Source organism: Cellulomonas sp. P4_A2, assembly GCF_056402515.1.
Map to the genome: position 1 here is coordinate 79747 of NZ_JBFUHG010000003.1, position 26835 is coordinate 106581.

A 26835-nucleotide genomic window follows, 5' to 3' on the forward strand; every position below is an offset into this window, starting at 1 on the left:
GGGCTCAGCCGACCGGGGCCGCGAGGATCTCCCGCGCGGTGACCGGCTCCCGACCCAGCAGGGTGCGGAGCAGCGGGTCCACGCCGGCGAAGTAGCCGGCCTCGGCGGCCTGGTACATGCCGAGGACGAAGCGCACGGCGACCTCGGGCCGGCCCGCGGCCACCTGCGTCGCGACCCAGTCGTCCTCGTCCATGACGACCCGCTCGATCGTGCGCCCGGTGAGCTCGGACGCCATGACGGCCAGGTCCTCGAACGTCGGAGCGGCGGTCGCGGTCAGGGTGATCGGCCCGTTGAACGCGCCGTCCGAGGCGAGGATCAGTGCTGCGGCCTCGGCGGCGTCCTCGCGAGCCGTCCACGAGACCGGCCCGTCGGCGGGCACGGTCATCACACCGGTCTCGCGCCAGGCGCCGGTGAGCCAGCTCAGGCTGTGGGCGTAGAAGCCGTTGCGCAGCGACGTCCAGGCGATGCCCGAGTCGTCGAGCAGCTGCTCGGTCACGGCGTGGTCGTGCCCCGGGCCGAACGGGCTGCCGACCGCCGCTCCCTGGTGGCTGGTGTAGAGGATGCGACCGACCCCCGCGCTCACGGCCGCCTCGATCGCGTTCCGGTGGAGCGCGACGGCGTCGGCGGCCGGGTCGCTCGACGAGACGAGGAGCAGCTGGTCCGCGCCTCGGAACGCTGCGCGCAGCGTGCTCGGGTCGGCGTAGTCGCCGTGTCGGACCTCGACGCCGCGGTCGGCGAAGCGCTCGGCCTTGCCGGCGTCGCGGGCCACGACCGCGAGGTCGCTCGCGGGCATCCGCTCGAGCAGGTGGTCGACGGTGGCGCCGTTCAGGGCGCCGGTCGCGCCGGTGACGATGATCATGGTGGGACCCTTCGTGCTAACGATGATATCGACCGGACGATATCACGGGTAACGCATAGCGCTATCAGGTCTGCGTTATCGTTGCTACGTGATGGATGCCACGAGCAGCCGGGACGCCACGAGGGCGCGGATCGTCGACGTCGCGGCGCGTCTGCTGCGCGAGCAGGGTGCCTCGGCCGTCACCACGCGCGCGGTCGCCGAGGGCGCCGGGGTGCAGGCGCCGACGATCTACCGGCTCTTCGGCGACAAGGACGGCCTGCTCGAGGCGGTGGCCGAGCGCACCATGGCGACGTTCGTCTCGGCCAAGGCGGAGGTGGTCGAGGCCGCGTCGACGAGCGGTGTCGACCCGCTGGCCGACCTGCGCGACGGCTGGCGGTCGCAGATCGACTTCGGCCTCGCCAACCCGGACCTGTTCCGCCTCCTGACCGACCCGACCCGCGCCGAGCGATCGGCGGCGACGGTCTCAGGGCTGCGCGTCCTGGAGTCCCGCGTCCGACGTGTGGCCGAGACCGGACGGCTGCGGGTGAGCGAGCGACGCGCGGTGAACCTCATAGCGGCCGCCGGGACGGGCGCGATCCTGACGCTCCTGACGGCACCGCCGGACGAGCGAGACGACGGCCTCGCGGACGACATCTACGAAGCCGTCCTGCGCCAGATCCTCACGGACGGGGACGATCGCCCCGCCGGCGGGGTCCTGGCGGCGACCGTCGCGATGCGGGCGATCGCCCCGCGGCTCGACATGCTGAGCGCTCCCGAGCGGGACCTGCTGACCGAGTGGCTCGGCCGTGCGGTCGACGCCCTCTCGGAGCAGCAGGCCTGACGACCCCGAGGGCGTCACGCCATCTGGCGCTCGGCCTCGGCCTCCGCGTCGTCGAGGACGCGCGTGTGGTCGTCGAGGTCCACGAGCATGGCGACCGCGTCGTCGATGATCTCGGCGTCGTCGGTCCGCACCCCGTAGAGCAGCCACCGTGCCAGCGCCAGCTCGCCGGCGAGCAGTGCCCGGTCCACCAGGTGCGGGTCGATGAGCTCGGTGCGGCGCAGCTGGTACGCCTCCATGATCGAGTCCGCGGCGTCCGACGGTGCGGCGACGAGCAGCCAGGCGAGGTCGTCGGCGGGGTCGGCCACGCAGGCGTCGCCCCAGTGCAGGATCCCCGTCACGGTCTCGCCGGCGACGAGCACGCGGTCGGCGCTCAGGTCGCCGTGCACGACGGTGGGCCGGAACCGCCAGAGGGCGACGTCCTCGAGGCGGGCCTCCCAGCGGCGCAGGAGCGCGGGCGGGACCTTGCCGGTGCGCGCGGCCTCGTCGACCTCGGCCTGCCGACGCTGGCGGTACGCCGAGGCGTCGTACACGGGAAGGCCGGCGTTCTCGACGATGCTCGTCGGGAGCTCGTGCAGCGCGGCGAGCGCTCGACCGAGCGACGCCGCGAGGCCCGGACCCGGCTGCAGGTGCTCGAGGTCGAGGGACTGACCGGGGATCTCCTGGTGCACGGTGGCGCGCCCACCCTCGGGCAGGTGCGCGAATCCGGCGGGCACGGGGACGTCGAACGGCAGGCGACCGGCGGCGGCCTCGGGGCCCAGCAGCCCGAGCAGGACCACCTCGGCCTCGAGCGCGGCACCTGCCGCGGCGTGCTGCGGCGCGCGGACCACCCAACGCTGCCGGGTCGAGTCGATGACGACGGCCGTGTCGTAGTCGGTCCCCGGTCGGGGAGGACGACGGACGTCGAACGCGTCGAGGCCCGGCACGGCAACGGTTGCCAGTGCGGCCAGGGCGAGGGGTGAGCGGACCACGCGCTCAGGATAGGAGCGACCCACCGTCCATCCTGGGGAGCCGCCCGGCGTGTCCGCGCCCGAATCGTCCGGTTGGCACGGCCTTGTCCGAATCGTCGGACCGCGATCTCCGCGTAGCGTGGCGCGAGTGATCGTTTCCGAGGACCTGCCGTTGTCCCGTGCCGACATCGACCGAGCCGCGCACCGGCGGAGCGATCCGGACGTCGTCGCGACGGCGCTGGCGACTCCCTCGACGCGCATCCTGCTGGTCCGGGGCGGGTCGGTGAGCACCACCCCCGAGCGCTCGCTGGCGTTCCGGTCGGCGGCCGACGCGGCCGACCTCCCGCACGCGGACGGTGACGAGCCCGGCGCCGACTGGCTGCTGCTCGGCGAGGACCACGACGGCGTCACCTACCTCGCCCGCCGGGTGCCCGAGCCGGACCCGCTGCCGCTGGCCGGTGAGCCGTCGGACGTGCTCGTGCACCGCCGGGCCACCGTGGAGCCGACAGGCTGGACGTCGCTGCGCGAGCTGGGCGCGACGCTCGACGGAGCCGAGGCCGGGCTGGCGACCACGGCGGTCGCGCTGGACGCGTGGCACGACCGGCACGTCCGCTGCCCGCGCTGCGGCGCCGCGACGCGCGTCGAGCAGGCGGGCTGGATCCGCGTCTGCGTGGTCGACGGCTCGGAGCACTACCCTCGCACCGACCCCGCGGTGATCATGGCGGTCGTCGACGCCGCCGACCGGATCCTGCTGGGCCACGCCGCGCAGTGGGCGCCGGGACGCTGGTCGACGCTGGCCGGGTTCGTCGAGTCCGGGGAGTCGCTCGAGCACGCGGTCCGGCGCGAGGTGCTCGAGGAGACGGGGGTCGTCGTCGGCGACGTGTCCTACCGCGGCAGCCAGCCGTGGCCGTTCCCGGCCTCGCTCATGCTGGGCTTCCGGGCCGTGGCCCTGAGCACCGACGTCGTCGTCGACGGGGTCGAGCTCGCGGACGCGCGCTGGTTCACCCGCGACGAGCTCGCCGCCGCGGTGGCCAGCAAGGAGGTCGTCGCGCCGGGGCGGACCTCGATCGCGCGCGCCCTCGTCGAGGAGTGGTTCGGCGGACCCCTCTAGGAGAGGCGCGCCTTGACCTCGACCAGCGACGGGTTCGTCGCCGCGGTGCCGTCGGGGAAGATCACGGTCGGGACGGTCTGGTTCCCGCCGTTCAGCGACGCGACGAGCTCGGCGGCGTCCGGGACGTCCTCGATGTCGATCTCCGTGTACCCGATGCCCGCCGAGTCCAGCTGGGTCTTCAGTCGACGGCAGTAGCCGCACCAGGTCGTGGAGTACATCGTCACGGTGCCGGTCGCGGGCAGGGTCTGCGTGGTCATCGGTCCTCGGTCGTTCGTCGGGTGGTCGCCGAAGGCGTCAACATACTGGACGGCCGTTCGATTCCCGACGACTGCCGTCCACAACCCGTTCGGCCCTGTCGGTGCGGGCTGCGAGACTGGGCGCGATGTCCTCCGAACCCCTCCTCGACGCGCTCGATCCCGAGCAGCGGACCGTCGCGACGACGCTGCGCGGCCCCGTCCGCGTGCTGGCGGGCGCCGGGACGGGCAAGACGCGGGCGATCACCCACCGGATCGCCTACGGGATCCAGGTCGGCGCGTACCGGCCGGGCAACGTCCTGGCCGTGACGTTCACGGCGCGCGCCGCCGGGGAGATGCGCACGCGCCTGCGCCTGCTGGGCGCCTCGGGCGTCCAGGCGCGCACGTTCCACGCGGCCGCACTGCGCCAGCTCGGCTTCTTCTGGCCCAAGGTGGTCGGCGGTGCGCCGCCGCGGATCCTCGAGAAGAAGCTGCAGGTCGTCGCCCACGCCGCGCAGCTCGTCGGGGTCGAGACCGACCGGGAGAGCGTGCGGGACCTGGCCTCGGAGATCGAGTGGGCCAAGGTCTCGCTCGTCACGGCGGACGACTACGAGAAGGCCGCCGCCGCGACGGACCGGCCCGCGCCGGGCGGCGTCGACCCGCAGTCCGTCGCCCGCCTCATGACCGCGTACGAGACGGCCAAGGACCAGCAGGGCGTCATCGACTTCGAGGACGTGCTGCTGCTGCTGGCGGCGATGCTGGGTGAGCGCCGCGACGTCGCCGACTCGGTGCGCGAGCAGTACAAGTACTTCGTCGTCGACGAGTACCAGGACGTCAGCCCGCTGCAGCAGTACCTCCTGGACCAGTGGCTCGGGGGGCGCGACGAGCTGTGCGTGGTCGGCGACCCGAGCCAGACCATCTACTCGTTCGCGGGTGCCACGGCCCACCACCTCACGGCGTTCACGGCGTCGTTTCCCCGAGCGACCACCATCGAGCTGGTCCGCGACTACCGCTCGACGCCGCAGGTGGTGGGCCTCGCCAACCACCTGATGCGGCGGGCGGACGGTCCGGCCGCCCTCGCCCTGCGCGCCCAGCGCCCGGACGGCCCCGACGTCTCGTTCGTCACGTACGCCGACGACGACGCGGAGGCGGTCGGCGTGACCACCCAGATCGCGGGGCTGATCCGCAGCGGGGTGCCGGCCGCCGAGATCGCGGTCCTGTTCCGGACGAACGTGCAGTCTGAGGCGTTCGAGGCCGCGCTCGCGGACCGGGGGATCGGCTACCAGGTCCGGGGCAACGCCCGCTTCTTCGACCGGGCCGACGTGCGCAAAGCGCTGGTCCTGCTGCGCGGCGGCGCCCGCAGCGCGGACCCCGAGGTGCCGATGCCGGAGGCGGTGCGCGACATCCTGCGCTCGGCCGGCTGGACCGAGAAGGCGCCCGAGGGTCGCGGTGCGAGCCGCGAGCGCTGGGACGCGCTCCAGGCACTGGTCTCGCTCGCCGACACGCTGGCGGCCGCCCCGCCGACGGCAGCCGCGCCGACGGTCTCGGACCTCGTCGCGGAGCTGGACGAGCGCGCCGCGGCGCAGCACGCGCCGACCGTCGAGGGGGTCACGCTCGCGTCGCTGCACGCCGCCAAGGGCCTCGAGTGGGAGGCCGTGTTCCTCGTGGGCCTCTCGGACGGGCTCCTGCCCACCGTGCAGGCCCAGACCGATGCGGCCGTCGCCGAGGAGCGCCGGCTGCTCTACGTCGGGATCACGCGTGCGCGCGAGCATCTCGAGCTGTCGTACTCCCGGGCGCGGCACCCGCGGGCGCGGGCGTCGCGCAACGTGTCGCGGTTCCTCACCGACCTGTGGCCGGGCGAGCGCCGCTCCGTCAAGGTGTCGACCGCCGAGCCCGACGAGCAGCTCGTCGGGTCGCTCACGCGGTGGCGTGACGCCCGGGCGGCGGAGCTGAACCGGCAGCCGGGCTCGGTGCTGACCACGGCGACGATCCGCGCGATCGCGGAGCGCCGACCGGCCACCCTGGAGGAGCTCGGTCAGGTGCGCGGCGTCGGGCCGAGGATGCTCGCGGACGTCGGGGAACAGGTCCTCGAGGCGCTCCGGAGCCCGGTTCGTTGAGCCGAACGGGCGATGGCAAAAACTCGTCGAAGATTTGTCGCTAATTAGGTTGTCGACCCTCGGAACCCCGCCCTAGGGTGACGATGTCCCTGTTGATGGGCCGCGCGGAAGACGCGAGGGCCCGAGTGCGAAGGAGGTGGGTGCCCCGATGAACATCACGATGATCGAGACGACGAACGCCGTTTGCGCGTTCCTTCCGCGATCTCTCGCACCCGTCGCCTTCGGCTACCAGGGGAGCGCTCTGCCTATCGGCGGTGCCGCTCTCGAGCCGATCGGTCGTGCCGTGTCGAAGCGCACGTGGACCGATCGTCACCCCCGTATCTGGACTCCCATGATCTAGGCCCTCCACGAGGGCACAGGCCGCGGAGTCCGAACTCGGACCCGCGGCCTTTCTGTTTCTCCCGATGACTCGGGTGGGCGAAGGCGGACGGTCCGGCACCGACGCAAGACGCTCACCAGCAAGGACATCAGGAGGACATCGTGCGGCTCACGACGCTGCTCGACACGGTGAACCAGGGCGGATCCGGCCCCTGGCCCCTTACCGACAGCACGACCGACGACCGTCAGCAGTTCGACCAGATGGTCGCCGACTTCATCCCTTGCCGGTCCAACGACCCCGAGCTCTGGTTCGCGGAGCGCACCGCCCAGGTGGAGCAGGCCAAGGCCCTCTGCCGGGAGTGCCCGCTGATGGAGGGCTGCCTGGCCGGCGCCCTCGAGCGTGCCGAGCCGTGGGGCGTCTGGGGTGGCGAGGTGTTCATCGGCGGTGTGGTGGTCGCGACCAAGCGTGGTCGTGGACGTCCCCGCAAGGACGCGGCTCCCGCGGCATGACCGCTACGGGACGGCCGGGAGGGCGGTGCACCCGCAGTCAGGGTGCACCGCCCAGGCGCGTTCCCGGGGGACCGCGCCCGGAGCGCTGACCTCGAAGACCGTGCCCGGTGGACGACCACCGGCACCGTCGAGGTGGGCGAGCACCGCGGCCGTTCCGAGTCCCGAGGCGACGACAGCGGTCGCGGCGGCCTCGACGGCCGGGTCGGAGCGACCGAGCTGGTCGAGCAGGCTCGGCCAGGCCGGGTCGGCATCCGTGCGGCGCAGGTCGAGGCACCGCAGGCACGGGCCTCGCCCGGGCACGACGAGCGGGCCGACGACGACGTCCGCCTCCCGGAGCACGACCGACAGGTGCACGGTCCCCGCGGCGACGAGGGCAGGTCCGCGGAGCGGGTCGGCGACGTCGGTCTCGACGAGCACGACGACGTCCGGTGAGCGCACCGGTTCCGTCGACACCCGCGGCGCGACGTCCCGCAGCCGGCGCGCGGCGACCGAGGTGCGCGAGGCCCCGACGTCCGTCCAGGAGTATCCCGTCGGCCCGACGTCGAACGGGCGGACCGCCGCTTCGTCGTCCAGGAGGACCGTGCCGACGCCGGCCGCGGCGAGACCGACAGCGATGCCCAGGCCGGTCGGACCGAGCCCGAGGACCGCGACCACCCGCTCCTCGCGCGCTGCTACCACCGACGGACCGTCCGCGGCCGGGCGCAGCAGCGACCAGACCTGCGCATCCACCGCCGACGGCCCTCGCAGCACAGGCTCGTCGTCGTCCTGGGTCAGGTGGGCCTGGGACAGCAGGCCCGCGACCACGGGGTCGACCAGGAGGTCCGTGTCCGACGGGGGGAGGTCGGTGAGCCGGACCGCCCAGCGCGGATCTGTTCCGACCTGCACCTCGGTCGCGCTCCGGCGCAGCACACGAAGCCCTCCACGCAGTCGCATCCGTGGACTCTGGCACCTCGTCGGAGCGGGCGTCGGGGGTCGTCCACAGGCCCCGGACATGCCGAAGGGCACCGTCCGTCCGGACGATGCCCCGTGGCGCGGTGCTGGGTGTGGTCAGGCCTTGCCGAGGATCCGGTTCAGCTTGGTGCCGCAGACCGGACAGACGGCCTTGGCCATGCGCCGACCCGATTCCGAGATGACGACGTCGCCCTCGGCCTCGCGCTTCTCCTTGCACTTCACGCAGTAGAACTCGCCCGCATACGTCTCAGCCATGGTGGCCTCCCTCGGTGTCGTGCACCGGACCGGGGATCCGCCGGCCGGCGGCCGGGCGTGGTGAAGCACCGACGCCCGCGCGACGATCACAGTAGTGGGCTCGCGCGCCCAGATCGGCGAGATTCCGCGGGACGCGCCGTGCGCAGACGGGGGAATTCCCGTGGGTGTCGGACGGCCGCGCTAGCGTTCAGGGGTGCCGTCCACGCAGGACCTGTCACAGGTCGAGATCCGCCGGTCGCGCAAACGCGTGCGCACGGTCTCGGCCTGGCGCGAGGGTGAGCGCACGATCGTCGCCGTCCCCGCGCGGTTCACGCGCGCCCAGGAGAACGAGTGGGTCGAGCGGATGCTCGCCCGGCTGGACGCCCAGGAACGTCGTCGAAAGCCGTCGGACGTCGAGCTCGCGGCCCGGGCGCTGGACCTCTCCGCCCGGTACCTGGGCAGCCGCGCGATCCCCACGAGCGTGCGCTGGGCCACCAACCAGGGGCGCCGCTGGGGCTCCTGCACACCGTCGGACGGCACCATCCGGATCTCCGACCGCGTCCGCGGGATGCCGCGGTGGGTCCTCGACTACGTGCTGCTGCACGAGCTGGCGCACCTGCTGCACGCGGGCCACGGCCCGGACTTCTGGGCCGAGCTCGACTCCTACCCGCGCACCACCCGGGCGCGGGGCTTCCTCGAGGGCTACGCCTACGGGGCGGACCGCCCGGCCGGGGAACCGGCGGACGAGGAGGACGACGAGACGCCGGACGCCGTCGACCACGTGGACGACAGCCTGGACGACGACTTCAGCACCACGCTGTTCGACGAGGTCTAGGACCCCTCAGGCCTTGTCGTCCGGGTCCTCGCCGAGGATCTCGGCCAGCGCGCGGTCGATCTCGGCGGCGTCGTCGACCGCGGTCGCGCGGCGGGCCGCGTAGCCGGAGGGGTCGTCGAGGTCCTCGGTGCCGGGCAGCAGGTCGGGGTGGTCCCAGACGGCGTCGCGCGCGGCCGGGCCGTTGTCGCGGGCGATCTGGGCCCAGAGCGCGGCGGCGTCGCGCAGCCGGCGGGGTCGCAGCTCGAGGCCGACGAGGTTGGCGAACGTCTGCTCGGCCGGACCGCCGGCGGCCCGGCGGCGGCGGATCATCTCGCGCAGCGCCATGGTGTGCGGCAGGTGGGGGAGCGCCGCGTTCGACGCGACCTCGTCCACCCAGCCCTCGACGAGCGCCAGGGCCGTCTCGAGCCGTTCGAGGGCCGCGACCTGGTCGGGCGTCGTGTGCGGGGCGAAGACGCCGCCCGACAGCGCCTGCTGCAGGGCAGCCGTGTCGGTGGGGTCGATGGACGAGACCGCGTCCTCGAGCTGGTCGACGTCGATCGTGATCCCGCGGGCGTAGGCCTCGACCGTCGCCAGCAGGTGCGAGCGCAGCCACGGCACGTGCGTGAAGAGCCGGGTTGCGGCTGCCTCCCTCAGCGCGAGGAAGAGGCGCACCTCGTCGGCCGGCGCGTCGAGGCCCTCGGCGAACTCGTCGACGTTCGCGGCCACGAGCGCGGGAGCCGGCCTGTCGAGCAGCGGCAGCCCGATGTCCGTCGTGCCGAACACGTCGCGCGCGAGGGTCCCGGCGGCCTGGCCGACCTGCATGCCGAACACCGCCGACCCCAGCTGGCGCAGCAGGTGGCTCGGGTCGAGGCCGGGCAGCTCGGGCGCGTCCAGGCCCCCCGGCAGCGAGCCGCCGAGCGCCTCGACCAGCGCCGAGGACAGGGAGGAGGCCACGGGCTCGGTCAGGGTCCGCCAGGTCGGCAGGGTCGCCTCGACCCACTCGGCGCGGCTCCATGCGTGCGGGGTGCCGGTCGAGGGCGGCAGGTCGGTGGCTGCGTCGAGCCAGAGCTCCGCGACGGCGAGCGCGTCGAGCACCTGCTTGGACTGGTGGGCCGTGAGCGACGGGTCGCCGCCGGCGGCGGCCTGCTGGCGGGCGAGGTCGTGCGCCATCTGCCAGTTGACGGGCTCGTCTCCCGACGCCGACAGGAGCGCCTGGACCTGGGCGACCACCTGCTGGAGCGCGGCGGGGTCGTCGGGGAGTCCCGAGGCAGCGGCCATCGCGGCGGGGTCGAAGCCGCGCGACTGGAGCTCGCGGATCGCCTCGTCGGCGCCCTCGCCGAGCATGGCGCGCATCATCTGCTCCCAGGCAGGGACGCTGTCGCCCGGCACGGCGGAGTTGTCGGGACTCACTGTGTCCTCCTCGAAGAACCACCTGAGACGATTGGGTCGGCTGCGTTTCCAAAGTAACCATGCAGCCCGGGGATCGGGGAACGGTGGGGGAGCAGGTTCGCTCAGGGCGCAGCCCGCGGCGGGGGGTCGCGACGACGGCCGACGACGACGCAGCCGTCGTCGTCGKGGTGGGGCGCGGCCCGGTCGCGCGCGGCCTCGCGACCGGGTGGCAGGACCCCCGGAGCACCGTCCGAACGGTCGACGAGCTGCCGCCCCAGGGCGCGCGGGACCTGCTCGCCGGCGCGACGGTCGTGGTGCTCGTCGGGCACCCCGGCGACATGGTCGGCGCCGGCTCGCGTGGTGCCAGCGAACGGCAGAAGGCCGTGGTGGCGCACACCCAGCGCACCCTGGCCGCGGCGCGGGCCGTCGGTGCACGGCACCTCGTCGCGATCTCGTCGGCGGCCGTGCACGGGGCGTGGCCCGACCGGCCCGAGATCCGGGACGCAGATGCCGCGGCCACGTTCGACGAGGCGTCCCGCGACGGGCTCGTCGGCGACCTGCTCGCCATGGAGGCGGTGCTCGAGCGCGGTGCGCGACGCGGGAGCCCGCTCATCACCGTCCTGCGGCCGGCCGCGCTCGCGGGTGCGGGCGTCGACACGTTCGTCACGCGGCACTTCGAGGCGCCCAGGTTGCTGACGGTGCGCGGCGCCAGGCGGCAGTGGCAGTTCGTGCACGTCGACGACGTGGCGTCGGCCGCGCGGTTCGCGGTGGAGCACGGGCTCGTCGGACCGCTGACGGTCGGGGCGACGGACGCGCTCGAGCCGGGCCAGGTGCTGCGGGCCGCCGGGATGCGCGGGATCGAGCTCGCCGCGACCACCGCCTTCGGCACCGCCGAGCGCCTGCACAAGGTCGGGGTCCTGCCCTCGCCGGCCGGTGAGCTGGCGTTCGTCGTGTACCCGTGGACCGTGGCGTCGGACGGGCTGCGGGCCGCGGGCTGGGAGCCCGCGTGGTCGAGCGCGCAGTGCCTCGACGTGCTGCTCGAGGGGGTCCAGGGCCGGGTGGCCGTGGCCGGTCGGCGGCTGGGCACGCGGGACGCCGCGGCCATCGGTGCGGCCGGTGCGGCGGTGGCGTTCGTCGGGACCGCGGCCGTATGGCGGCAGGCCCGTGCGCGGCGAGGGCGCTGACGCACCCCTGCGTAGGGGATGATCGGCAGGTGCTCGAGCAGCCCCCGGTCGCGCCGGAACCGCAGACGCCGTACGACTTCGACGAGCCGGCGCCCCGCGCCACCCCGCGCTCGATCATGCTCTCGGTCGCGATGCTCGCGTCGGCCGTGCTCCTCGCGGTGCTGATCGTGCTGCCGACGCCGTACGCGGTGAACAGCCCCGGTCCCACGCGCAACGTGCTCGGCGAGCACGACGGCACCCCGCTCATCACGATCAGCGGCGCCGACACCTTCCCGACGACCGGCGAGCTGCGGCTCACGACGGTCTCCGGGACCGGCGGGCCGGGGTTCCCGTCGACCATCCGCGACGTCATCTCGGGCTGGGTGTCGCCGTCGTCGGTGGTGCTCCCCGTCGAGCTGCTCTACCCGCCGGACGCGTCGCAGGACGAGATCAACGAGTCCAACAACGCCGAGATGGTCTCGTCGCAGGAGAACGCGACCGTGGCCGCGCTGACGGAGCTGGGCTACGAGGTCCCCGCCACGCTCGTCGTCGCGGGAACGGTCGAGGACTCCGACGCCGACGGCAAGGTCGAGAAGGGCGACGTCATCGTCGCCATCGACGGCATCCCGGTGCCGGACTACACCACCCTGCTGGACCACCTGGGCGAGGTCGACCCGGGGTCGACGATCACCCTGACCGTCACGCGGCAGGGCCAGACGGTCGACGTGCCGGTCGTCACGGGCACCAAGGACGACGGCACCGCGCAGATCGGCATCTACATCGACCCGTCGTTCGACTTCCCGGTCGACGTGACGATCAGCATCGACGACATCGGCGGCCCGAGCGCCGGGACCATGTTCGCGCTCGGGATCATCGACAAGATGACGGCGCAGGACGAGACCGGCGGCAAGGACATCGCCGGGACCGGGACGATCGACGTGAACGGCGACGTCGGCCCCATCGGGGGCATCCGCCAGAAGATGCCCGGAGCGCTGCGCGACGGTGCGTCGTGGTTCCTGGCGCCGTCGTCGAACTGCGACGAGGTGGTCGGGCACGTGCCCGACGGGCTCCGCGTGGTCAAGATCGCGACGCTGCACGAGGCCCGCCTCGCGGTCGAGGCGATCGGCGCGGGCAAGACGAGCGACCTGCCGACCTGCACGCCTGCTCCGTAGGCGGGCCCGGCTCGCTCGCTCAGTCGAAGGTCGAGCGCACCGCGGCGACGAGCCCGGGGACGAGGTCGGGTCCCTGACCGACCTGCTGGGGGTCGTCGTCGGCGCGCATCCGCACGGCGCACCACGACGGTCCGCCGCGCAGCGCCCCGACCGCCAGCCGCACGTCCTGCCGCTCGGGATGGGCAAGCAGGTACTCCAGGGCCGCACCGGCGTCGTCGGGCATGGCCTCCTCGGCCGCGGGCGGCAGCACGACGCGCTCGACCGTGACGGCCATCCCGTCGACGGTGGCCGGCCACGAGAGCCCGGCCAGGAGCGTCTCCAGGTCCGGCGCCGAGGGCAGCTCCTCCTGCTCGATCGAGGTGAGGTGCCAGGGCTGCGCGGTCGCGGCCGCCAGCACCGACGGTTCGAGCTGTGCGGCGAGGCCCGGCTCGGTCAGCAGGGCCTCCTGTGTCCGGACCAGCGCGAACACGCGCACCGGTCCGTCCCAGCCCGCCTCGGCGACGTGCCGCTCGATCTCGAGGACGGATTCGGCGAGCGCGCTCAGCGCGGGGTCCGGAGCAGTTTCGGTCACCCCTCATGGTCGCATCCGGACGCCTCGGGACTCGAACTGGTAACGGTGGGAACTGGCGCCGTGAACGATGCGTTCTGGGATCGAGCGGTTCGCCCGGTGCGGCCGTTCAGGCAGGTCCGGTACCGTGCCAGACCAGCCAGGACGCTTTGCCGACGACGAGGACCGCAGCACCGTGACATCTGCCAATCCGCCCCGCCCAGCCCCGGCACGCCAGCGCCGGCGGGGAGCGCTCGTACCGACGCTGATCACGCTCGGCGTGCTCGTGATCGTCGTGCTGATCCTCGCGCAGGTGTGGACCGAGGTGCTCTGGTACCGCCAGCTCGGCTTCGGCCAGGTCCTGGCCACCGAGTGGGGCACGCGCCTGATCCTGTTCGTGCTCGGGTTCGCCATCATGGCGGGCGCGGTCGGCTGGAGCCTCAGCTTCGGGTACCGGTCCCGGCCGGTGTACGCGCCCTCCACGCAGGAGCAGGCGAACCTCGACCAGTACCGCGAGGCGATCGAGCCGCTGCGTCGGCTCGTGATGATCGTCGGCCCCGCGGTGCTCGGCCTGTTCGCCGGCGCCGCGGCGTCCCAGCAGTGGGCGACCATCCAGCTCTGGATCCACGGCGGCACCGTCGGCCAGGTGGACCCGCAGTACCACATCGACCTCGGCTTCTACATGTTCACGCTGCCGGGCCTGCGGTTCGTCGCGTCGTTCCTCATGGCTGTCGCGGTGCTCGCGGGAATCGGCGCCGTCGCCACCCAGTACCTCTACGGCGGCCTGCGGATCGGTGGCCAGCGCGGCGGGGCGCCGCGCACCACCCGCGCGGCCCGCGTGCACCTGTCGGTCATCGCCGCGGTGATCATGCTGCTCATCGCCGCGAACTACTGGCTCGACCGGTACTCGATCCTCACCAAGAGCCAGAGCAACAAGTTCGCGGGCGCCTCGTTCACCGACGTGCACGCCGTCATCCCGTCCAAGCTGATCCTGGCCCTCATCGCGATCTTCGTGGCCGTGCTGTTCATCGTCACCGCGATCCGTGGCAACTGGCGCCTGCCGGCCATCGGCGTCGGGCTCATGATCGTGGCGGCGATCGCCGTCGGCGGCATCTACCCGGCCGTCGTGCAGAAGTTCCAGGTGCAGCCGAACCAGCAGGACGCCGAGTCGGAGTACATCTCCCGCAACATCGACGCGACGCTCGACGCCTACGGGCTCAAGGACGTCGAGACCACCGACTACACCGCCAAGGTCACGGCCGAGGCCGGCGCCCTGCGCCAGGACGCCGAGACGACGGCGTCGATCCGGCTCCTCGACCCGCAGGTGGTCAGCCCGTCGTTCAAGCAGCTCGAGCAGATCCGCGGCTTCTACGACTTCCCGGACTCGCTGGCGGTCGACCGCTACGAGGTCAACGGCGAGAGCCGCGACACCGTGATCGCGGTGCGCGAGCTCGACCTGGCCGGCCTGGACGCGCAGCAGCGCAACTGGACCAACGACGCGACGGTCTACACGCACGGCTTCGGCGTCGTCGCCGCGTTCGGCAACACGACCGCCGCGCGCGGTGCCCCCGACTTCTGGGAGGGCGGCATCCCGTCGACGGGCGACATGGGCCCCTACGAGCCGCGCATCTACTTCAGCCCGAAGTCGCCCGAGTACTCGATCGTCGGCGGCCCCGGGGGCACGACCGGCTGGGAGCTCGACTACCCGGACGACGCGTCCTCCGGTGCCGTCAACACGCGCTTCCCGACGCAGACCGTGAGCGCCGGCCCGAGCATCGGCAGCCCGCTGAACAAGCTGCTCTACGCGCTGAAGTTCGGGCAGGGCAACATCCTGTTCTCCGACCGCGTCACGCCCGACTCGCAGATCCTGTACGACCGCGACCCGCGCGAGCGCGTCCAGAAGGTCGCCCCGTACCTGACGCTCGACGGCCGCGTGTACCCGGCGGTCGTCGACGGACGCGTCAAGTGGATCATCGACGGCTACACCACGACCGACCAGTACCCGTACTCGGCGTCCCGGTCGCTCGACGCCGCCACGACCGACTCCCTCACGGAGACGTCGGACACCATCCAGGCGCTCCAGCCGAAGAACGTGAACTACATCCGCAACTCGGTGAAGGCCACGGTCGACGCCTACGACGGCTCGGTCACGCTCTACGCCTGGGACGCCAAGGACCCGATCCTCAAGGCGTGGTCCAAGACGTTCCCGACGTCGCTCAAGCCGATCTCGGACATCGACGGCGCGACGATGAGCCACCTGCGCTACCCCGAGGACCTGTTCAAGGTGCAGCGCAACCTGCTCACCCAGTACCACGTGACCGACTCGGTGCAGTTCTTCTCGGGCAACGACTTCTGGAACAACCCGGACGACCCGACGAGCACCGTCAAGGTCCCGCAGCCGCCGTACTACCTGACGCTGAAGATGCCCGACCAGGACAAGGCGAAGTTCTCGCTGATGTCCACGTTCATCCCGCGGGGCGCCAACGCGCGCAACGTGATGACGGGCTACCTCGCCGTCGACGCGGACGCCGGCAGCGAGGCGGGCAAACCGTCGGCCGACTACGGCAAGATGCGGCTGCTCGAGCTGCCGCGCGACTCGACGGTGCCCGGACCCGGGCAGATGAACAACAACTTCACGTCCGACCCGACGGTCTCCAACGAGCTCAACATCCTGAGCCGCGGCGACTCCAAGGTCCGGCGCGGCAACCTGCTCACGCTGCCCGTCGGTGGGGGACTGCTGTACGTCCAGCCGGTCTACGTCCAGGCAGCCAGCGGCACCACGTACCCGACCCTGCAGCGCGTGCTCGTCGGCTTCGGCGACAACATCGGGTTCGCGGACACCCTCGACGGTGCCCTCGACCAGGTGTTCGGCGGCGACTCAGGTGCGGACGCCGGCGACGCCGGGACCGATCCGACTGCCGGGGAACCGACGACGCCACCCGACGCGGGCACGGGCGACACCGGTGGCGACACCGGCACCGCTCCCCCCGACTCGGACACGCAGGCCCAGGTGCGAGCCGACCTGACCAAGGCTCTCCAGCAGGCGAACAAGGCGATCCAGGACGGCCAGGCCGCCCTCGCGATCGGCGACTTCGCGGCCTACGGCGAGGCGCAGAAGAGCCTCGACGCGGCCATCGACGCCGCGCTCGCGGCCGAGGAGAAGCTCAGCCCGTGACGGCGTCCGACCGGCGGTTGTGACGTACGCAACCGCCGGTCGGGGCCCTGCGATTTGGGTGCCCCTGCGGTCTGAGGTAGGTTGTACTCACCGACGCGGGGTGGAGCAGCTCGGTAGCTCGCTGGGCTCATAACCCAGAGGTCGCAGGTTCAAATCCTGCCCCCGCTACAAGAAGACGAAGGCCCGGACCTGATGGTCCGGGCCTTCGTCGTTCACGCGATCTCCCTGCTCAGCGATGCACCGCTGAGACCGCTCGGGGAACCGGCGAGACCTGGAGCGAGCTCAGCAGCAGCTCGGCCCGACTCGCGAACAGGTGCGCGCCCCGGCCGAGCGCGACCGCCCGGGCACGCTCGGCCAGGCGGACGGCGCCGAGATGGTCGCCGGCGGCCGCAGCCAGCTGCGCCCTCACCAGGACCACGAGCCCTTCTGCCGAGCGTTGGCCGTAGCGTTCCAGGCAGTCGTCGGCACGATCGAGGGCCGCGGACGCGGCGGACAGCGACCCCGCGGCGATGCGCATCTCGGCGAGCAGCGCGTACCAGGTCGAGACGCACGAGCGAACCGGGTTCGACAGGTTCACCAGGATCAGTCGTTCCGCCTCGTCCGACGCCGGCCCCGGGTCGCGCCCGCTCATCGCCATCGCCCAGCACCGGGCCAGCCGTAGGTAGGTCCCGAGGAAGACGAAGGAGAAGTGCGGGTCGACCGCGATCCCACGCTCGCTGCGGCCGAGTGCCCACTCGGGATCACCGACGACTGCGGCGGTCCGTGCCGCCATGGTGGTGGCGACGGTGACCGCGTAGGGGTCGTCACCGGCCGCTGTCTCGAGCCGGTCGTGGAGCACTCGCGCCTGTGCGGCGTCCCCGTGGTACGCGGAGATCTCGGCGAACGTGCCGGCGGTGAGGAGCTGCAGACCGTCCCGGACCGGGTCGGGGTCTGCCGCGCGTTCCTCGGACCGGCCGTCGGAGTGCATCGCGCTGAGGGTACGGAACGACTCTCCGACGTTGCCCAGGTGCCATTGGTGGATCCCCCAGGCGGCCTGCCCGTAGATGCGGACGACCAGGTCGTCGGACGCCGTGCCCTGCGTGAGCAGCCGACGAGCGAGGGGGCCGCTGGTCTCCAGCTCGAGGCCCTGGCCGTGCGCGGTCCAGCGTGAGAAGAGGAACCCGGCGGCATCCCGCTCGCGAACGAGGCCCCGGGCCACCTGCTCCGCCCGCTCCAGCAGGCTCACCGACGTCCGGCCGTACATCGAGCGCATGCCGACGACGGCGATCAGCTGCGAGAGCGCCTCGAGCTCCAGCTCGAGCAGGGACGATCGGCGCGCGAGCTCCACGGCAGATCTGAGCTGACGCTCTGCCGCGCCCAGAGCGGTCTTCTCCTTGGCCCGGGCTCCGGCGCGGATCAGGGCGTCGACCGTCCGGGCCGCATCGCCCAGGGGACCTGCCGCCCACAGGTGGTGGGCGACCCTCTCGGCGACGGACTCTCCGCCGAGCCCGGCGCCCTCGAGGGCATCGGCGATCCGTCCGTGGAGCGCGGCGGCGCGGCCCGGTGGGATCGCCTCGGACACGGCCTGCCGCACGAGGTCGTGGACGAAGCGGTAGCTGTACGGATCTCCCGGGTTCGGGCCGATCAGGCCGAGGGCGCGCACGGGCTCGAGGCGTCCGAGGCTGGCTGACACGTCCAGAGATGCTGCCCGGGCGAGCACGGCGATCTCGACGTCCCGGCCGACCAGCGCTGCGACCTCCAGGAGCTCCTGCGCATCGTGGTCGAGTGCGCCGAGGCGGTCGCGGACGACGTCGCGGACCGTCAGGGGCACACCGGTGCTCAGCACCGCCGGCCTGGACGCCGCCTCGCCGGCCGTCCACAGCCGGCCCAGCTCCTGCACGAAGAAGGGGTTGCCCCCCGTGCGGCTGTGCACCAGCGTGGCGATCTCCGTGGTCGGGACGACGCCGGTCTCGAGCTGGACCAGCTCGGCGACCTCGGGCGGACTCAGAGGCCCCACCCTGACCCGGCGGTGTCCGGGCGCGCGGCTGGCTGCGGCGAGCGTGTGGGACAGGTCGGGGCTGGGCGAGGGGCAGGAGTCGCGAGATGCACCGACGGCGGCGCTGCCGGCAGGGAGCCGGGCGATGACGTGCTCGAGCACCTGCAGAGAGCTGGGGTCGGCCCACTGGAGGTCGTCGATCACCATCACCACGGGTCGTTCCCGGGCCGACTCCGCGATGAGGTCGACCAGCTGCTCCTGCAGGCGGAACCGGGCGCTGCTGTCAGGGATCGGGAGCGTCGGCCACGAGGCCGCGTCGGTGCCGACGAGGTGGCCGAGATCGCGCGAGAGCCATCGTTCGCGCCGGTCCGGCGCCATGGCGTCGACGAGGCCGGTCACCACCTCGATCCACGGCCACATCGTGGGGGTCCCCTCGCCCTCCAGACAGTGGCCCCGCACGACGAGAGCGCCACGTGCCGCAGCGTGGCAGGCGACCTCCTCCAGGAGGCGGCTCTTCCCGGCCCCGGGCTCACCCTCGAGGAGCACGACTGCTGTTCTCGCGGCGAAGGTCGGTTCGAGCGCGTGGCGCAACGTCGCGATCTCGTCCGAGCGGCCGACAAGTCGTCCCGGGACGCCCGTGTCCCCAGCCGCAGTGCCCGAGGGCGGGGCAGGCTGCGTGGCGGAGGTCGACGATCGTGTCTGCGCGAGCACCCGGTGGTGCGCGGCCGCGAGCGAAGCTCCAGGATCGATGCCGAGGTCGTTCACCAGGCGGCTGCGCACCGTGTCGAACACGGCGAGCGCCTCGGCCTGGAGGCCCGCAGCGCCCAGCAGGTCCATCAGGCACGACTGCACCGGCTCGTGCAGAGGCGCCATCGTGGCGGCGAGGTGCAATGCGGGCAGGACCCGTTCGGGGCAACCGTGGGACAGCGCGACCCCTGTGGCGTCGACACAGGCCCGGAAGAACTCGTCGTCGAGGCCGGCGAAGATCGACGCGGCCGCAGGCCCGTGCGCCCACCCGTCGCCCGCCGGGCCGCTCCACAGACCGAGCGCCTCGACGAGTTGGTCGAGTGCCGTCGTCCCGTCGGCTGCGGCGAGGGCTGATCGTGCAGCGCCGGTGAGATGGCGGAACGCCGCGAGGTCGAGGACGTCCGCTCCTGCCGCGCACAGGTAGCCGGCGCCCCGGCGCACCAGGTAGGTGCCCGCGTCGCGGGACGGGAGGTCGGGTTCCAGGAGACGCCGCAGCGAACCGATGTGCTTGTGGATCACGTTCAACGCGCTCGCGGGCGCGCCCTCGCCCCAGATCAGGTCGATCAGCTCCGCGGCGCCGGTGGGACGGCCGCCCCGAGCGAGGAGCAGCGCCAGCAGATAGCTCTGCTGGCGCGGTCCGGCGTCGAGCTCGGTGGTGCCTCGCCACAGCCGGAGCGGACCGAGCACCTGCAGGCGCAACGGCTGCGTGAGCTCCGGTGGCCCGACCCGGTCGGGGCCCTCGTGCACGAGCGTCACGCTCATGTCCGTCTCCTGTCCGCCGGCTCCGCCTCTGGTCGTCTGAGTGGCGTGGTGCGAGTTGGAGCGCTCGTGCGGTTGCTCGACAGATAATCTAGGCGCTGGAGTACCTCTCTAGCCAGATCTCACGACCGAGGGACGGGACCACCGACGGTGCCAGGCGAGTCACGACCACCCAGCCGGCGCGACGAGTACGCCGAGATGACCCGGCAGAGCGTCGTGGAGGCGGCCCGCAAGCTCTTCGCCGCGAACGGCTACGAGCAGACCACGGTCCCGTCGATCGCCCGCGAGGCGCGGGTCTCCGCCGCCACCGTGTACGCCCAGTGCGGCGGCAAGGAGGGTCTGCTCCGGACGCTGATGGACATGTGGACCCGGAGCGACCTGGTGACCCGCATCATCGCCGACTGTGCGGCGGCCACCACGGGACATGCCAAGCTGACGACGCTCGCCGACGGCTACGTCGAGCTCTACGCCGCGGACGACGACATCATCCGCATCGTCACCCGGGCGGCCGCGAGCGCTCCGCCGGCAGCGGACTTCGTCGGCATCGCCGATCAGCGTCATCACGAGGCGTTGGCCGTGATCGTCCAGGGGATCGAGGACGTCGGTGACCTGGCCGATGGTCTGTCGGTGGACGATGCGGCGCGCATCATCTTCTTCCACTTCCGGCACGCCCAGTTCGTCCTCGCCGTCGAGACCTTCGGGTGGGGAGTGGACCGCACGAGACGGTGGATCCTCGAACGGGTCGAGGCTGCGGTGCTGAAGGACTGACGTCCGCCGGTCCCGCGGACGGCGGTCCACTCGTTCGTCACTTCTTCTCCACACCGGCTCTCTAGCGTCGGCGGCACAGGGAGCGATCCGAACAGCCGTCTACCGCCGCGAGCAGACCCGTCCCGTCGGCGGTGCGATCCGAGGAGAAGCCATGTCAGTCACACCCACCGTGGTCCTGGTCCACGGAGCCTTCGCCGATGCCTCCAGCTACGCCCGCGTCGTCGCCGAGCTGCTCGACGACGGCACGAAGGTCGTGGTCCCGGCCGGTCCGAACCGCGGCCTGGTCGGTGACGCCGCGTACATCGCCTCCGTCGTGCGCCAGATCGACGGCCCCGTCGTCCTCGTCGGGCACTCCTACGGGGGCGCGGTGATCACCGTGGCCGGTGTCGAGGACAACGTCGTCGGACTGGTCTACCTCGCCGGCTACGCGCTGGACGAGGGGGAGAGCCTCGGTGAGCTGCAGGGACGCTTCCCGGAGTCACCGCTCGCGGGGGCCCTCGCCTACGCCACGTTCCCCGTCGACGGCTCCGACGAGCCCGGCACCGACGTCTTCGTCGACGTCGCCAGGTTCCCGGAGATCTTCGCGCCCGACGTCGACCCCGACCTCGCCCGCGTGCTGGCCGTCTCGCAGCGCCCGCTGGCTGCGGTCGCGTTCGCGCAGCCGGCCAGCGTCGCCGCCTGGAAGACCAAGCCCGCCTGGGGCGTGGTGGCCTCCTCGGACACCGTGATCAACCCCGACGTCGAGCGGTTCGGCTACGAGCGTGCGGGGATGAAGGTCTCCGAGATCGACTCGTCCCACCTGCTGATGCTCTCCCACCCCAAGGAGGTCGTCGAGGTCATCCGCGAGGCTCTCGCCTCCGTGACCGCCTGACCTCCTCTCGGCAGCCGTCGCGGCGGGAGCGCGGACGCCCGCACGACCCGGACGACAGGGAGCCGACGTGAGAAGGCAGTACGGGTGCATCGCCTCACTGATGACGTCCGCGAGGACCAGCAGCACTACGGCAGCGACGAGTTCTACGACCGGGTGCGGTCAAGGGCGACGGGTGCCTGCGGGCGCCGACCCGTTGGGTCAACGAGAGGCTGCTTTCCCGGCCCGGATGGACGGCTTGTACCTCGCGACGGTCAGCCAGACCGGATGGCCCTACGTCCAGTTCCGCGGGGCCCCGCCGCGCTTCGTCTCGGTGCGGGACGCGCACACGGTCGGCTGGGCGGACTTCCGTGGCAACCTCCAGCACGTCTCCACCGGGTACCTGAGGGGGCACCGGCGTGTGGCGATCATCGCGGTGGACTACCGACGCGGGGTGGAGCAGCTCGGTAGCCGGCTGGGCTCATCACCCAGAGGTCGCAGGTTCACATCCTGCCCTCGCTACACGATGACGAAGGCCCGGACCGGATGGTCCGGGCCATCGTCGTTCGACGGAGGTCGGCTCACCCCTCGTCCTCCGGGGGCTCCGGGACCCCCTCGCGTTCGTCGCGCTCGGCCCAGTCCAGCAGGGGCGCCAGGTCGAACACCGCATCGTCGATGCCGGCATGGAGGTCGCCGAGCTCGGCAAAACGTGCGGGGACCGTGCGCAGGGTGCAGTCGCGGGGATCGACGTCGTCGATCTCGTCCCAGCGCAGGGGCGTCGACACGGTGGCGTCGGGGGTGCCGCGCACCGAGTAGGCCGAGGCGATGGTGTGGTCGCGCGCGTTCTGGTTGTAGTCGACGAACACGAGCGACGGATCCCGGTCGCGCCGCCACCACGTGGTCGTGACGTCGTCCGGTGCACGGCGTTCGACCTCCCGCGCGAAGGCGAGCGCTGCTCGTCGTACGTCCGCGAACCCGTGCTCCGGCGCGATCCGGACGTAGACGTGCAGGCCGGAGCCCCCGGAGGTCTTCGGCCAGCCGACTGCGCCCAGCTCGTCCAGGACCTCGTGCGCCACGTGCGCCACCCGTCGTACCCGGTCGAAGGGGCAGTCCGGCATCGGGTCCAGGTCGATGCGCCACTCGTCGGGGCGTTCGGTGTCGGCCCGACGGCTGTTCCACGGGTGGAACTCGACGGTCGACATCTGCACCGCCCAGATCACGTGGGCCAGCTCGGTCACGCACAGCTCGTCGGCGGTGCGGCCGTAGCGCGGGAAGTAGACCTCCACCGTCTCCATCCACGGTGGAGCGCCTCGCGGCAGCCGCTTCTGGTGCACCTTCTCCCCGGCGACGCCCGTCGGGTAGCGATGCAGCATGCAGGGGCGATCCCGCAGCGCACGCACGATCCCGTCACCGACGGCGAGGTAGTAGTTCGCGAGGTCGAGCTTGGTGGCGCCGCTGGCGGGGAAGTAGACGCGATCGGGGTTGGAGAGCCGCACGGTGCGGGACCCGACCTCGAGCTCGACGGCGGGTGAGTGTTCCGGGGCCATGGCTCATTCAAGCGCGCCGCGTGCCTGCACGTCGGCAGCGCGAAGCACGAACAGAGGAGGGGCTGGCCGTCCGGTCGGTCCCGAGATCGGACCGGGTGGAAAATCCTGCCGGGCAAATCGGCACATCCCTCGCCAACACTCGCGTTTCGCCGTCGATTCGTGTCGGAACCTGACCCCTCCTGTTCCCCCGTGGTGATTCGCTTACTGCGCTGTAAGTGAATGTCTTGTGCTCACGATTCCGGCGTCCTAATCTCACCTCGTTCTCATTGCCGGACGACGAGGTCCGGTCGACCATCGACGGTCGGCCATCGCTGATCCGGAACCTGTCTCTCCGCGCGCGGGCGGAGCCCCCTCACAAGGAGTTCTGATGCGCGCGAGTCGACGGTGGAACGGGCATGTCCGTGGGCGGTCCCGGCAGCGGGCTGCGGGCGTCGCCGTCGCGTCGCTGGTCGCGCTCGCCCTGGCGGGCTGCGGCGGTGCGGGCGGCGTGCCCGAGCGTGACCACGAGTTCCACATCGCGGTCCTGAACGACGGCTCGGTCGCGGCGGAGGAGGCGGCCGTCGCACGGTTCAACGAGACGTCCGACGTCAAAGCCGTTCTCGACAAGGTGGCCGACAACAGCTCGCAGTACCAGGCGTACGTCCGGTCGCGGCTGGGCAGCACGGCCGCGCCCGACGTCTTCATGAGCGGGGGTGCCCGCGACATCCAGGCGCTGGTCGAGCAGGGTCTGGTCCTGCCGCTGGACCAGCTCGTCACCGAGAACCCCGCGCTCAAGGACTCGTTCCTCGCGACGGTCTTCGAGAAGGAGGTCATCGGCGGCAGCGCCTACGGGATCCCCGTGCGGGGCGTGGAGCCAGCGTTCCTCTTCTACAACAAGGCGGTCCTGGCCGACGCCGGCGTCGAGCCCGCCACCACCTGGGAGGACCTCCTGGCGCAGGTCCAGCCGCTGACGGACTCGGGGCACCTGCCGATCGCGCTGGCGGGCCGCGACCTGTGGCCGACGCAGCTGTGGTTCCAGTACCTGTACGCCCGGCACGCCGGCAGCGCCGCCGTCGCGGCGGGGCTGGGCGGCGACGCGAGCGTCTGGAGCAGCGACGCCAGCCGCGCGGCGCTGAGCGACCTCGCCGACCTGCGGGACTCGGGTGCATTCGGGCCGGTGTTCGACACGGAGGGCGCGGGTGCCGCCGGCACGGCCCGGCTGATGGTCCAGGGGACGTCCGCGTACGAGCTCATGGGCAGCCGGAACTACGAGTGGCTGAAGTCGGCGGACCCGGAGTTCGTCGCGACGAACCTGGGCTGGACCGCCTTCCCCGACCTCGCGGACGCGGGTGGGGAGCCCGGTGCGATCACGGGCGGCACCGGGGGCTTCTACAACGTGAGTGCACAGACCACGTACTCGGCGGCGATCGCGCAGTTCCTGGCGCAGCTCTACAGCGACGAGTTCGTCACGGACCAGCTGGCGCTCGGCAACCTGCCCGCCACCACCAACGCGCTCGCCGTGATCCAGGCGGACCCGCAGATCGACGACGCCGAGAAGGGCTACCTGGGGTTCGTGGTCGACCTGATGAGCAAGGCACCGGTGTTCCAGAGCTCGTGGGACGGCGTCGTCTCGTCGGACCGCACGTCCCGTCTGCAGCGCCCGATGGAGGACTTCGTCGTCGACGAGACGGACGCCGACGGGTGGATCGCGTCGATGACCACGGTGACCGCGCCGGAGGAGTGAGGCGTTCGCCGCGCTGAACGTCGTCGGGTCTGGTGACAATGGACCTGTCGCGGCCAGTCACCTCCTGGCCGGCAAGGAGCTGACATGGTTCCGCCCGCGGACGTCAGGGCTGCCGCCGCTGCTGCGCTCGCAGACCTCGATGCGGCCCGCGCAGAGCTGTTCGAGCTGCGGCTCGAACGCTGGTGGCCCGATCTGCGGGACGGCGTCGAGACGGTCTACCCGGGCGAGGCCGGCCAGGCGCTCCTGGTCGACCTCGTCGGGTCGGCGGCCCGCGCCTACGCCGAGCGCGACCCCGAGCTGCACCGCCTCGACCAGCAGCGCACCCTGGCGCCCGACTGGTTCCAGCAGCCGCAGATGCTGGGCTACGCCACCTACGCCGAGCGTTTCGCGGACGACCTGGACGGGGTGCGTGGCTCGGTGGACTACCTGCGCGAGCTCGGCGTGACGTACCTGCACCTCATGCCGCTGCTGCTGCCGCGCGACGGCGACAACGACGGCGGCTACGCGGTCGCCGACTACCGGACGGTGCGTCCGGACCTGGGCACGATGGATGACCTGCGGGCCCTGGCCACCGACCTGCGGCGCGCCGGCATCAGCCTGGTGCTCGACCTCGTGCTCAACCACGTGGCGCGCGAGCACGAGTGGGCGCGCCGGGCACGGGCGGGGGAGCAGCACTACCGCGAGTACTTCCACGTCTACCCCGACCGCGCCGTCCCGGACGCGTTCGAGCGCACCCTGCCGGAGGTGTTCCCGGACTTCGCACCGGGCAGCTTCACGTGGGACGACGACGTGGCGGGCTGGGTCTGGACCACCTTCAACGCGTGGCAGTGGGACCTCGACTGGTCGAACCCGCGGGTGTTCGCGGAGCTCGTGGACGTCGTGCTGTTCCTGGCCAACCAGGGCGTCGAGGTGTTCCGGCTGGACGCGATCGCGTTCCTGTGGAAGCGGATGGGCACGACGTGCCAGAACGAGCCCGAGGTGCACGCGATCACGCAGGCGATGCGGGCGGTGGCGCGGATCGCGTGCCCCGCGGTGGTGTTCAAGGCCGAGGCGATCGTCGGGCCCGGGGACCTGGTGCGCTACCTGGGCACGGGCGTCCACCACGGCAAGGTCAGCGACCTGGCGTACCACAACGCCCTCATGGTCCACGTGTGGTCGATGCTCGCCTCGAGGGACACCCGTCTCGCCTCCCGCGCCCTGCGCGCGCTCCCGCCGACCCCGACCACGACCGCGTGGGTCACGTACCTGCGGTGCCACGACGACATCGGCTGGGCGATCGACGACGCCGACGCGTGGGCGGTCGGCCTGGACGGCTACCTGCACCGCCAGTTCCTCTCGGACTGGTACGCCGGGTCGTTCCCCGGCTCCGACGCCCGCGGGCTGGTGTTCCAGCACAACGCCGCCACGGGCGACCGCCGGATCAGCGGCACCGCGGCGAGCCTCGTCGGCCTCGAGACCGCCCGGGACACCGGCCACGGGACCGACGCCGCGATCGCCCGCCTGCTCCTGGCGCACGCCGTGGTGATGGGCTGGGGCGGCGTCCCGGTGCTGTGGTCCGGCGACGAGCTGGGGCTGCCGAACGACCCGCACTGGGCGTCGGAGGCCGGGCACGCCGACGACAACCGCTGGGCGCACCGACCGCGGCTCGACCCGGCGGTCGTCGCGCGGCTGGACGACCCCGGCACCGTCGAGGCGCGGGTGTACGGCGGCCTGCGGCACCTCGCCCGCGTGCGGGCGTCGCTGCCGCACCTGCACGCCTCGGTCGCGAGCGAGGTCCTCGAGCCCGACGACCCCGGGGTGCTGACGATCGTGCGTCGGCACCCGCTCGGGCCGATGCTCGCCGCCTACAACGTCACGGGCGACTGGCGGCCGGTGGTCAGTTCCCGGCTGCGCGAGCACGGGCTCGTGAACGCCCGCGACGCGCTGACCGGCACGAACGTGGAGCTCGGCGACGACGGCGCGCTATGGCTGGCGCCCTGGCGGGCGGTCTGGCTGACCTGAGCCAGACACACCCGCCGGTGACCGTGGTCAGGGGTGTTCGGCCGCTCGCGCTGACTCCAGACACCAACGGTGGAACCTCCGGGTGAGGCTGCTCCGGGACGATGGTCA

21 protein-coding genes and 2 tRNA genes are annotated in these 26835 nt (G+C 72.5%); 14 read left to right on the forward strand and 9 right to left on the reverse strand.

The window, feature by feature from the left end:
- Positions 1-4: 4 nt before the first annotated feature.
- Positions 5-859 (reverse strand): NmrA family NAD(P)-binding protein, encoded by an 855-nt coding sequence (locus tag AC1DUE_RS04335; protein ID WP_477038169.1) that lies wholly within the window; start codon positions 857-859, stop codon positions 5-7.
- 91 nt (positions 860-950) lie between these two features.
- On the opposite strand from AC1DUE_RS04335, the gene AC1DUE_RS04340 reads away from it, so the two are divergent.
- Positions 951-1679, forward strand: a complete 729-nt coding sequence (locus AC1DUE_RS04340) for a TetR/AcrR family transcriptional regulator (protein ID WP_477038258.1) — start codon at positions 951-953, stop codon at positions 1677-1679.
- Positions 1680-1693: 14 nt separating this feature from the next.
- Here the strand turns inward: AC1DUE_RS04340 and AC1DUE_RS04345 are convergent, their stop codons facing one another.
- Positions 1694-2647 carry a phosphotransferase gene (locus AC1DUE_RS04345; RefSeq protein ID WP_477038170.1) on the reverse strand — a complete coding sequence of 318 codons (954 nt, stop codon included), beginning with the start codon at positions 2645-2647 and terminating at the stop codon, positions 1694-1696.
- Between the two features lie 127 nt (positions 2648-2774).
- On the opposite strand from AC1DUE_RS04345, the gene nudC reads away from it, so the two are divergent.
- Positions 2775-3737 carry an NAD(+) diphosphatase gene (gene nudC, locus AC1DUE_RS04350; protein ID WP_477038171.1) on the forward strand — a complete coding sequence of 321 codons (963 nt, stop codon included), beginning with the start codon at positions 2775-2777 and terminating at the stop codon, positions 3735-3737.
- Here nudC and AC1DUE_RS04355 read toward each other — a convergent pair.
- Positions 3734-3994: a mycoredoxin gene (locus tag AC1DUE_RS04355; protein ID WP_477038172.1), complete on the reverse strand. Its 261-nt coding sequence runs from the start codon at positions 3992-3994 to the stop codon at positions 3734-3736. The two genes, nudC and AC1DUE_RS04355, sit on opposite strands and share 4 nt — an antisense overlap.
- 125 nt (positions 3995-4119) lie before the next feature.
- Between AC1DUE_RS04355 and AC1DUE_RS04360 the strand changes: the two genes are divergently transcribed.
- Together AC1DUE_RS04360 and AC1DUE_RS04365 are read left to right on the forward strand one after the other, a co-directional pair.
- Positions 4120-6087 carry an ATP-dependent helicase gene (locus AC1DUE_RS04360; RefSeq protein WP_477038173.1) on the forward strand — a complete coding sequence of 656 codons (1968 nt, stop codon included), beginning with the start codon at positions 4120-4122 and terminating at the stop codon, positions 6085-6087.
- 480 nt (positions 6088-6567) lie between these two features.
- Positions 6568-6915 carry a WhiB family transcriptional regulator gene (locus AC1DUE_RS04365; protein ID WP_477038174.1) on the forward strand — a complete coding sequence of 116 codons (348 nt, stop codon included), beginning with the start codon at positions 6568-6570 and terminating at the stop codon, positions 6913-6915.
- Between the two features lie 3 nt (positions 6916-6918).
- On the opposite strand, the gene AC1DUE_RS04370 is transcribed toward AC1DUE_RS04365, so the two are convergent.
- Both AC1DUE_RS04370 and AC1DUE_RS04375 read right to left on the reverse strand, forming a co-directional pair.
- On the reverse strand, positions 6919-7848 hold the full coding sequence (locus AC1DUE_RS04370; protein ID WP_477038175.1) for a ThiF family adenylyltransferase: 930 nt from the start codon (positions 7846-7848) through the stop codon (positions 6919-6921).
- A 114-nt stretch (positions 7849-7962) separates the two neighbouring features.
- Positions 7963-8121 (reverse strand): DUF5679 domain-containing protein, encoded by a 159-nt coding sequence (locus AC1DUE_RS04375; protein WP_175348182.1) that lies wholly within the window; start codon positions 8119-8121, stop codon positions 7963-7965.
- A 193-nt stretch (positions 8122-8314) separates the two neighbouring features.
- Here AC1DUE_RS04375 and AC1DUE_RS04380 point away from each other — a divergent pair, with 193 nt between their 5' ends.
- Positions 8315-8935, forward strand: coding sequence for a YgjP-like metallopeptidase domain-containing protein (locus tag AC1DUE_RS04380; RefSeq protein WP_477038176.1), 621 nt, complete (start codon positions 8315-8317; stop codon positions 8933-8935).
- A gap of 6 nt (positions 8936-8941) precedes the next feature.
- On the opposite strand, the gene AC1DUE_RS04385 is transcribed toward AC1DUE_RS04380, so the two are convergent.
- Entirely contained in the window at positions 8942-10324 is a 1383-nt protein-coding gene (locus tag AC1DUE_RS04385) for a zinc-dependent metalloprotease (RefSeq protein WP_477038177.1), read from the reverse strand.
- An 83-nt stretch (positions 10325-10407) separates the two neighbouring features.
- Here AC1DUE_RS04385 and AC1DUE_RS04390 point away from each other — a divergent pair, with 83 nt between their 5' ends.
- Together AC1DUE_RS04390 and AC1DUE_RS04395 are read left to right on the forward strand one after the other, a co-directional pair.
- Entirely contained in the window at positions 10408-11487 is a 1080-nt protein-coding gene (locus AC1DUE_RS04390; RefSeq protein WP_477038178.1) for an NAD-dependent epimerase/dehydratase family protein, read from the forward strand.
- 29 nt (positions 11488-11516) lie between these two features.
- The gene (locus AC1DUE_RS04395) at positions 11517-12638 is read left to right on the forward strand and encodes a YlbL family protein (protein WP_477038179.1); all 1122 of its coding nucleotides are present in this window, start codon (positions 11517-11519) and stop codon (positions 12636-12638) included.
- A 19-nt stretch (positions 12639-12657) separates the two neighbouring features.
- On the opposite strand, the gene AC1DUE_RS04400 is transcribed toward AC1DUE_RS04395, so the two are convergent.
- Positions 12658-13209, reverse strand: a complete 552-nt coding sequence (locus AC1DUE_RS04400; RefSeq protein ID WP_477038180.1) for a PPA1309 family protein — start codon at positions 13207-13209, stop codon at positions 12658-12660.
- A 172-nt stretch (positions 13210-13381) separates the two neighbouring features.
- Here AC1DUE_RS04400 and AC1DUE_RS04405 point away from each other — a divergent pair, with 172 nt between their 5' ends.
- Together AC1DUE_RS04405 and AC1DUE_RS04410 are read left to right on the forward strand one after the other, a co-directional pair.
- A complete protein-coding gene (locus AC1DUE_RS04405) occupies positions 13382-16360 on the forward strand; it encodes a UPF0182 family membrane protein (protein WP_477038181.1) in 2979 nt (992 codons plus the stop codon).
- 94 nt (positions 16361-16454) lie between these two features.
- A tRNA-Met gene (locus AC1DUE_RS04410) sits at positions 16455-16528 on the forward strand.
- 61 nt (positions 16529-16589) lie between these two features.
- On the opposite strand, the gene AC1DUE_RS04415 is transcribed toward AC1DUE_RS04410, so the two are convergent.
- The gene (locus tag AC1DUE_RS04415; RefSeq protein WP_477038182.1) at positions 16590-19844 is read right to left on the reverse strand and encodes an ATP-binding protein; all 3255 of its coding nucleotides are present in this window, start codon (positions 19842-19844) and stop codon (positions 16590-16592) included.
- A 195-nt stretch (positions 19845-20039) separates the two neighbouring features.
- Here AC1DUE_RS04415 and AC1DUE_RS04420 point away from each other — a divergent pair, with 195 nt between their 5' ends.
- The 3 genes from AC1DUE_RS04420 to AC1DUE_RS04430 all read left to right on the forward strand — a co-directional run bounded on the left by AC1DUE_RS04420 (position 20040) and on the right by AC1DUE_RS04430 (position 21978).
- A complete protein-coding gene (locus tag AC1DUE_RS04420) occupies positions 20040-20609 on the forward strand; it encodes a TetR/AcrR family transcriptional regulator (RefSeq protein WP_477038183.1) in 570 nt (189 codons plus the stop codon).
- 151 nt (positions 20610-20760) lie between these two features.
- A complete protein-coding gene (locus AC1DUE_RS04425) occupies positions 20761-21480 on the forward strand; it encodes an alpha/beta fold hydrolase (protein WP_456824895.1) in 720 nt (239 codons plus the stop codon).
- Positions 21481-21904: 424 nt separating this feature from the next.
- A tRNA-Met gene (locus AC1DUE_RS04430) sits at positions 21905-21978 on the forward strand.
- 59 nt (positions 21979-22037) lie between these two features.
- Here the strand turns inward: AC1DUE_RS04430 and ligD are convergent.
- A complete protein-coding gene (ligD, locus tag AC1DUE_RS04435) occupies positions 22038-23003 on the reverse strand; it encodes a non-homologous end-joining DNA ligase (protein WP_477038184.1) in 966 nt (321 codons plus the stop codon).
- Between the two features lie 367 nt (positions 23004-23370).
- On the opposite strand from ligD, the gene AC1DUE_RS04440 reads away from it, so the two are divergent.
- Positions 23371-24726 (forward strand): ABC transporter substrate-binding protein, encoded by a 1356-nt coding sequence (locus AC1DUE_RS04440; RefSeq protein WP_477038185.1) that lies wholly within the window; start codon positions 23371-23373, stop codon positions 24724-24726.
- Positions 24727-24810: 84 nt separating this feature from the next.
- Entirely contained in the window at positions 24811-26727 is a 1917-nt protein-coding gene (locus AC1DUE_RS04445) for an alpha-amylase family protein (protein ID WP_477038186.1), read from the forward strand.
- Positions 26728-26835 lie beyond the last annotated feature (108 nt).

What these genes read in the sequence shown, in the direction of transcription:
- AC1DUE_RS04440 (WP_477038185.1), top strand. Translation starts at nt 23,371, where the DNA reads ATGCGCGCGAGTCGACGGTGGAACGGGCATGTCCGTGGGCGGTCCCGG.
- AC1DUE_RS04360 (WP_477038173.1), top strand. Translation starts at nt 4,120, where the DNA reads ATGTCCTCCGAACCCCTCCTCGACGCGCTCGATCCCGAGCAGCGGACC.
- AC1DUE_RS04375 (WP_175348182.1), bottom strand. Translation starts at nt 8,121, where the DNA reads ATGGCTGAGACGTATGCGGGCGAGTTCTACTGCGTGAAGTGCAAGGAG.
- AC1DUE_RS04335 (WP_477038169.1), bottom strand. Translation starts at nt 859, where the DNA reads ATGATCATCGTCACCGGCGCGACCGGCGCCCTGAACGGCGCCACCGTC.
- AC1DUE_RS04415 (WP_477038182.1), bottom strand. Translation starts at nt 19,844, where the DNA reads ATGAGCGTGACGCTCGTGCACGAGGGCCCCGACCGGGTCGGGCCACCG.
- AC1DUE_RS04420 (WP_477038183.1), top strand. Translation starts at nt 20,040, where the DNA reads ATGACCCGGCAGAGCGTCGTGGAGGCGGCCCGCAAGCTCTTCGCCGCG.
- ligD (WP_477038184.1), bottom strand. Translation starts at nt 23,003, where the DNA reads ATGGCCCCGGAACACTCACCCGCCGTCGAGCTCGAGGTCGGGTCCCGC.
- AC1DUE_RS04370 (WP_477038175.1), bottom strand. Translation starts at nt 7,848, where the DNA reads ATGCGACTGCGTGGAGGGCTTCGTGTGCTGCGCCGGAGCGCGACCGAG.
- AC1DUE_RS04445 (WP_477038186.1), top strand. Translation starts at nt 24,811, where the DNA reads ATGGTTCCGCCCGCGGACGTCAGGGCTGCCGCCGCTGCTGCGCTCGCA.
- AC1DUE_RS04425 (WP_456824895.1), top strand. Translation starts at nt 20,761, where the DNA reads ATGTCAGTCACACCCACCGTGGTCCTGGTCCACGGAGCCTTCGCCGAT.
- AC1DUE_RS04355 (WP_477038172.1), bottom strand. Translation starts at nt 3,994, where the DNA reads ATGACCACGCAGACCCTGCCCGCGACCGGCACCGTGACGATGTACTCC.
- AC1DUE_RS04340 (WP_477038258.1), top strand. Translation starts at nt 951, where the DNA reads ATGGATGCCACGAGCAGCCGGGACGCCACGAGGGCGCGGATCGTCGAC.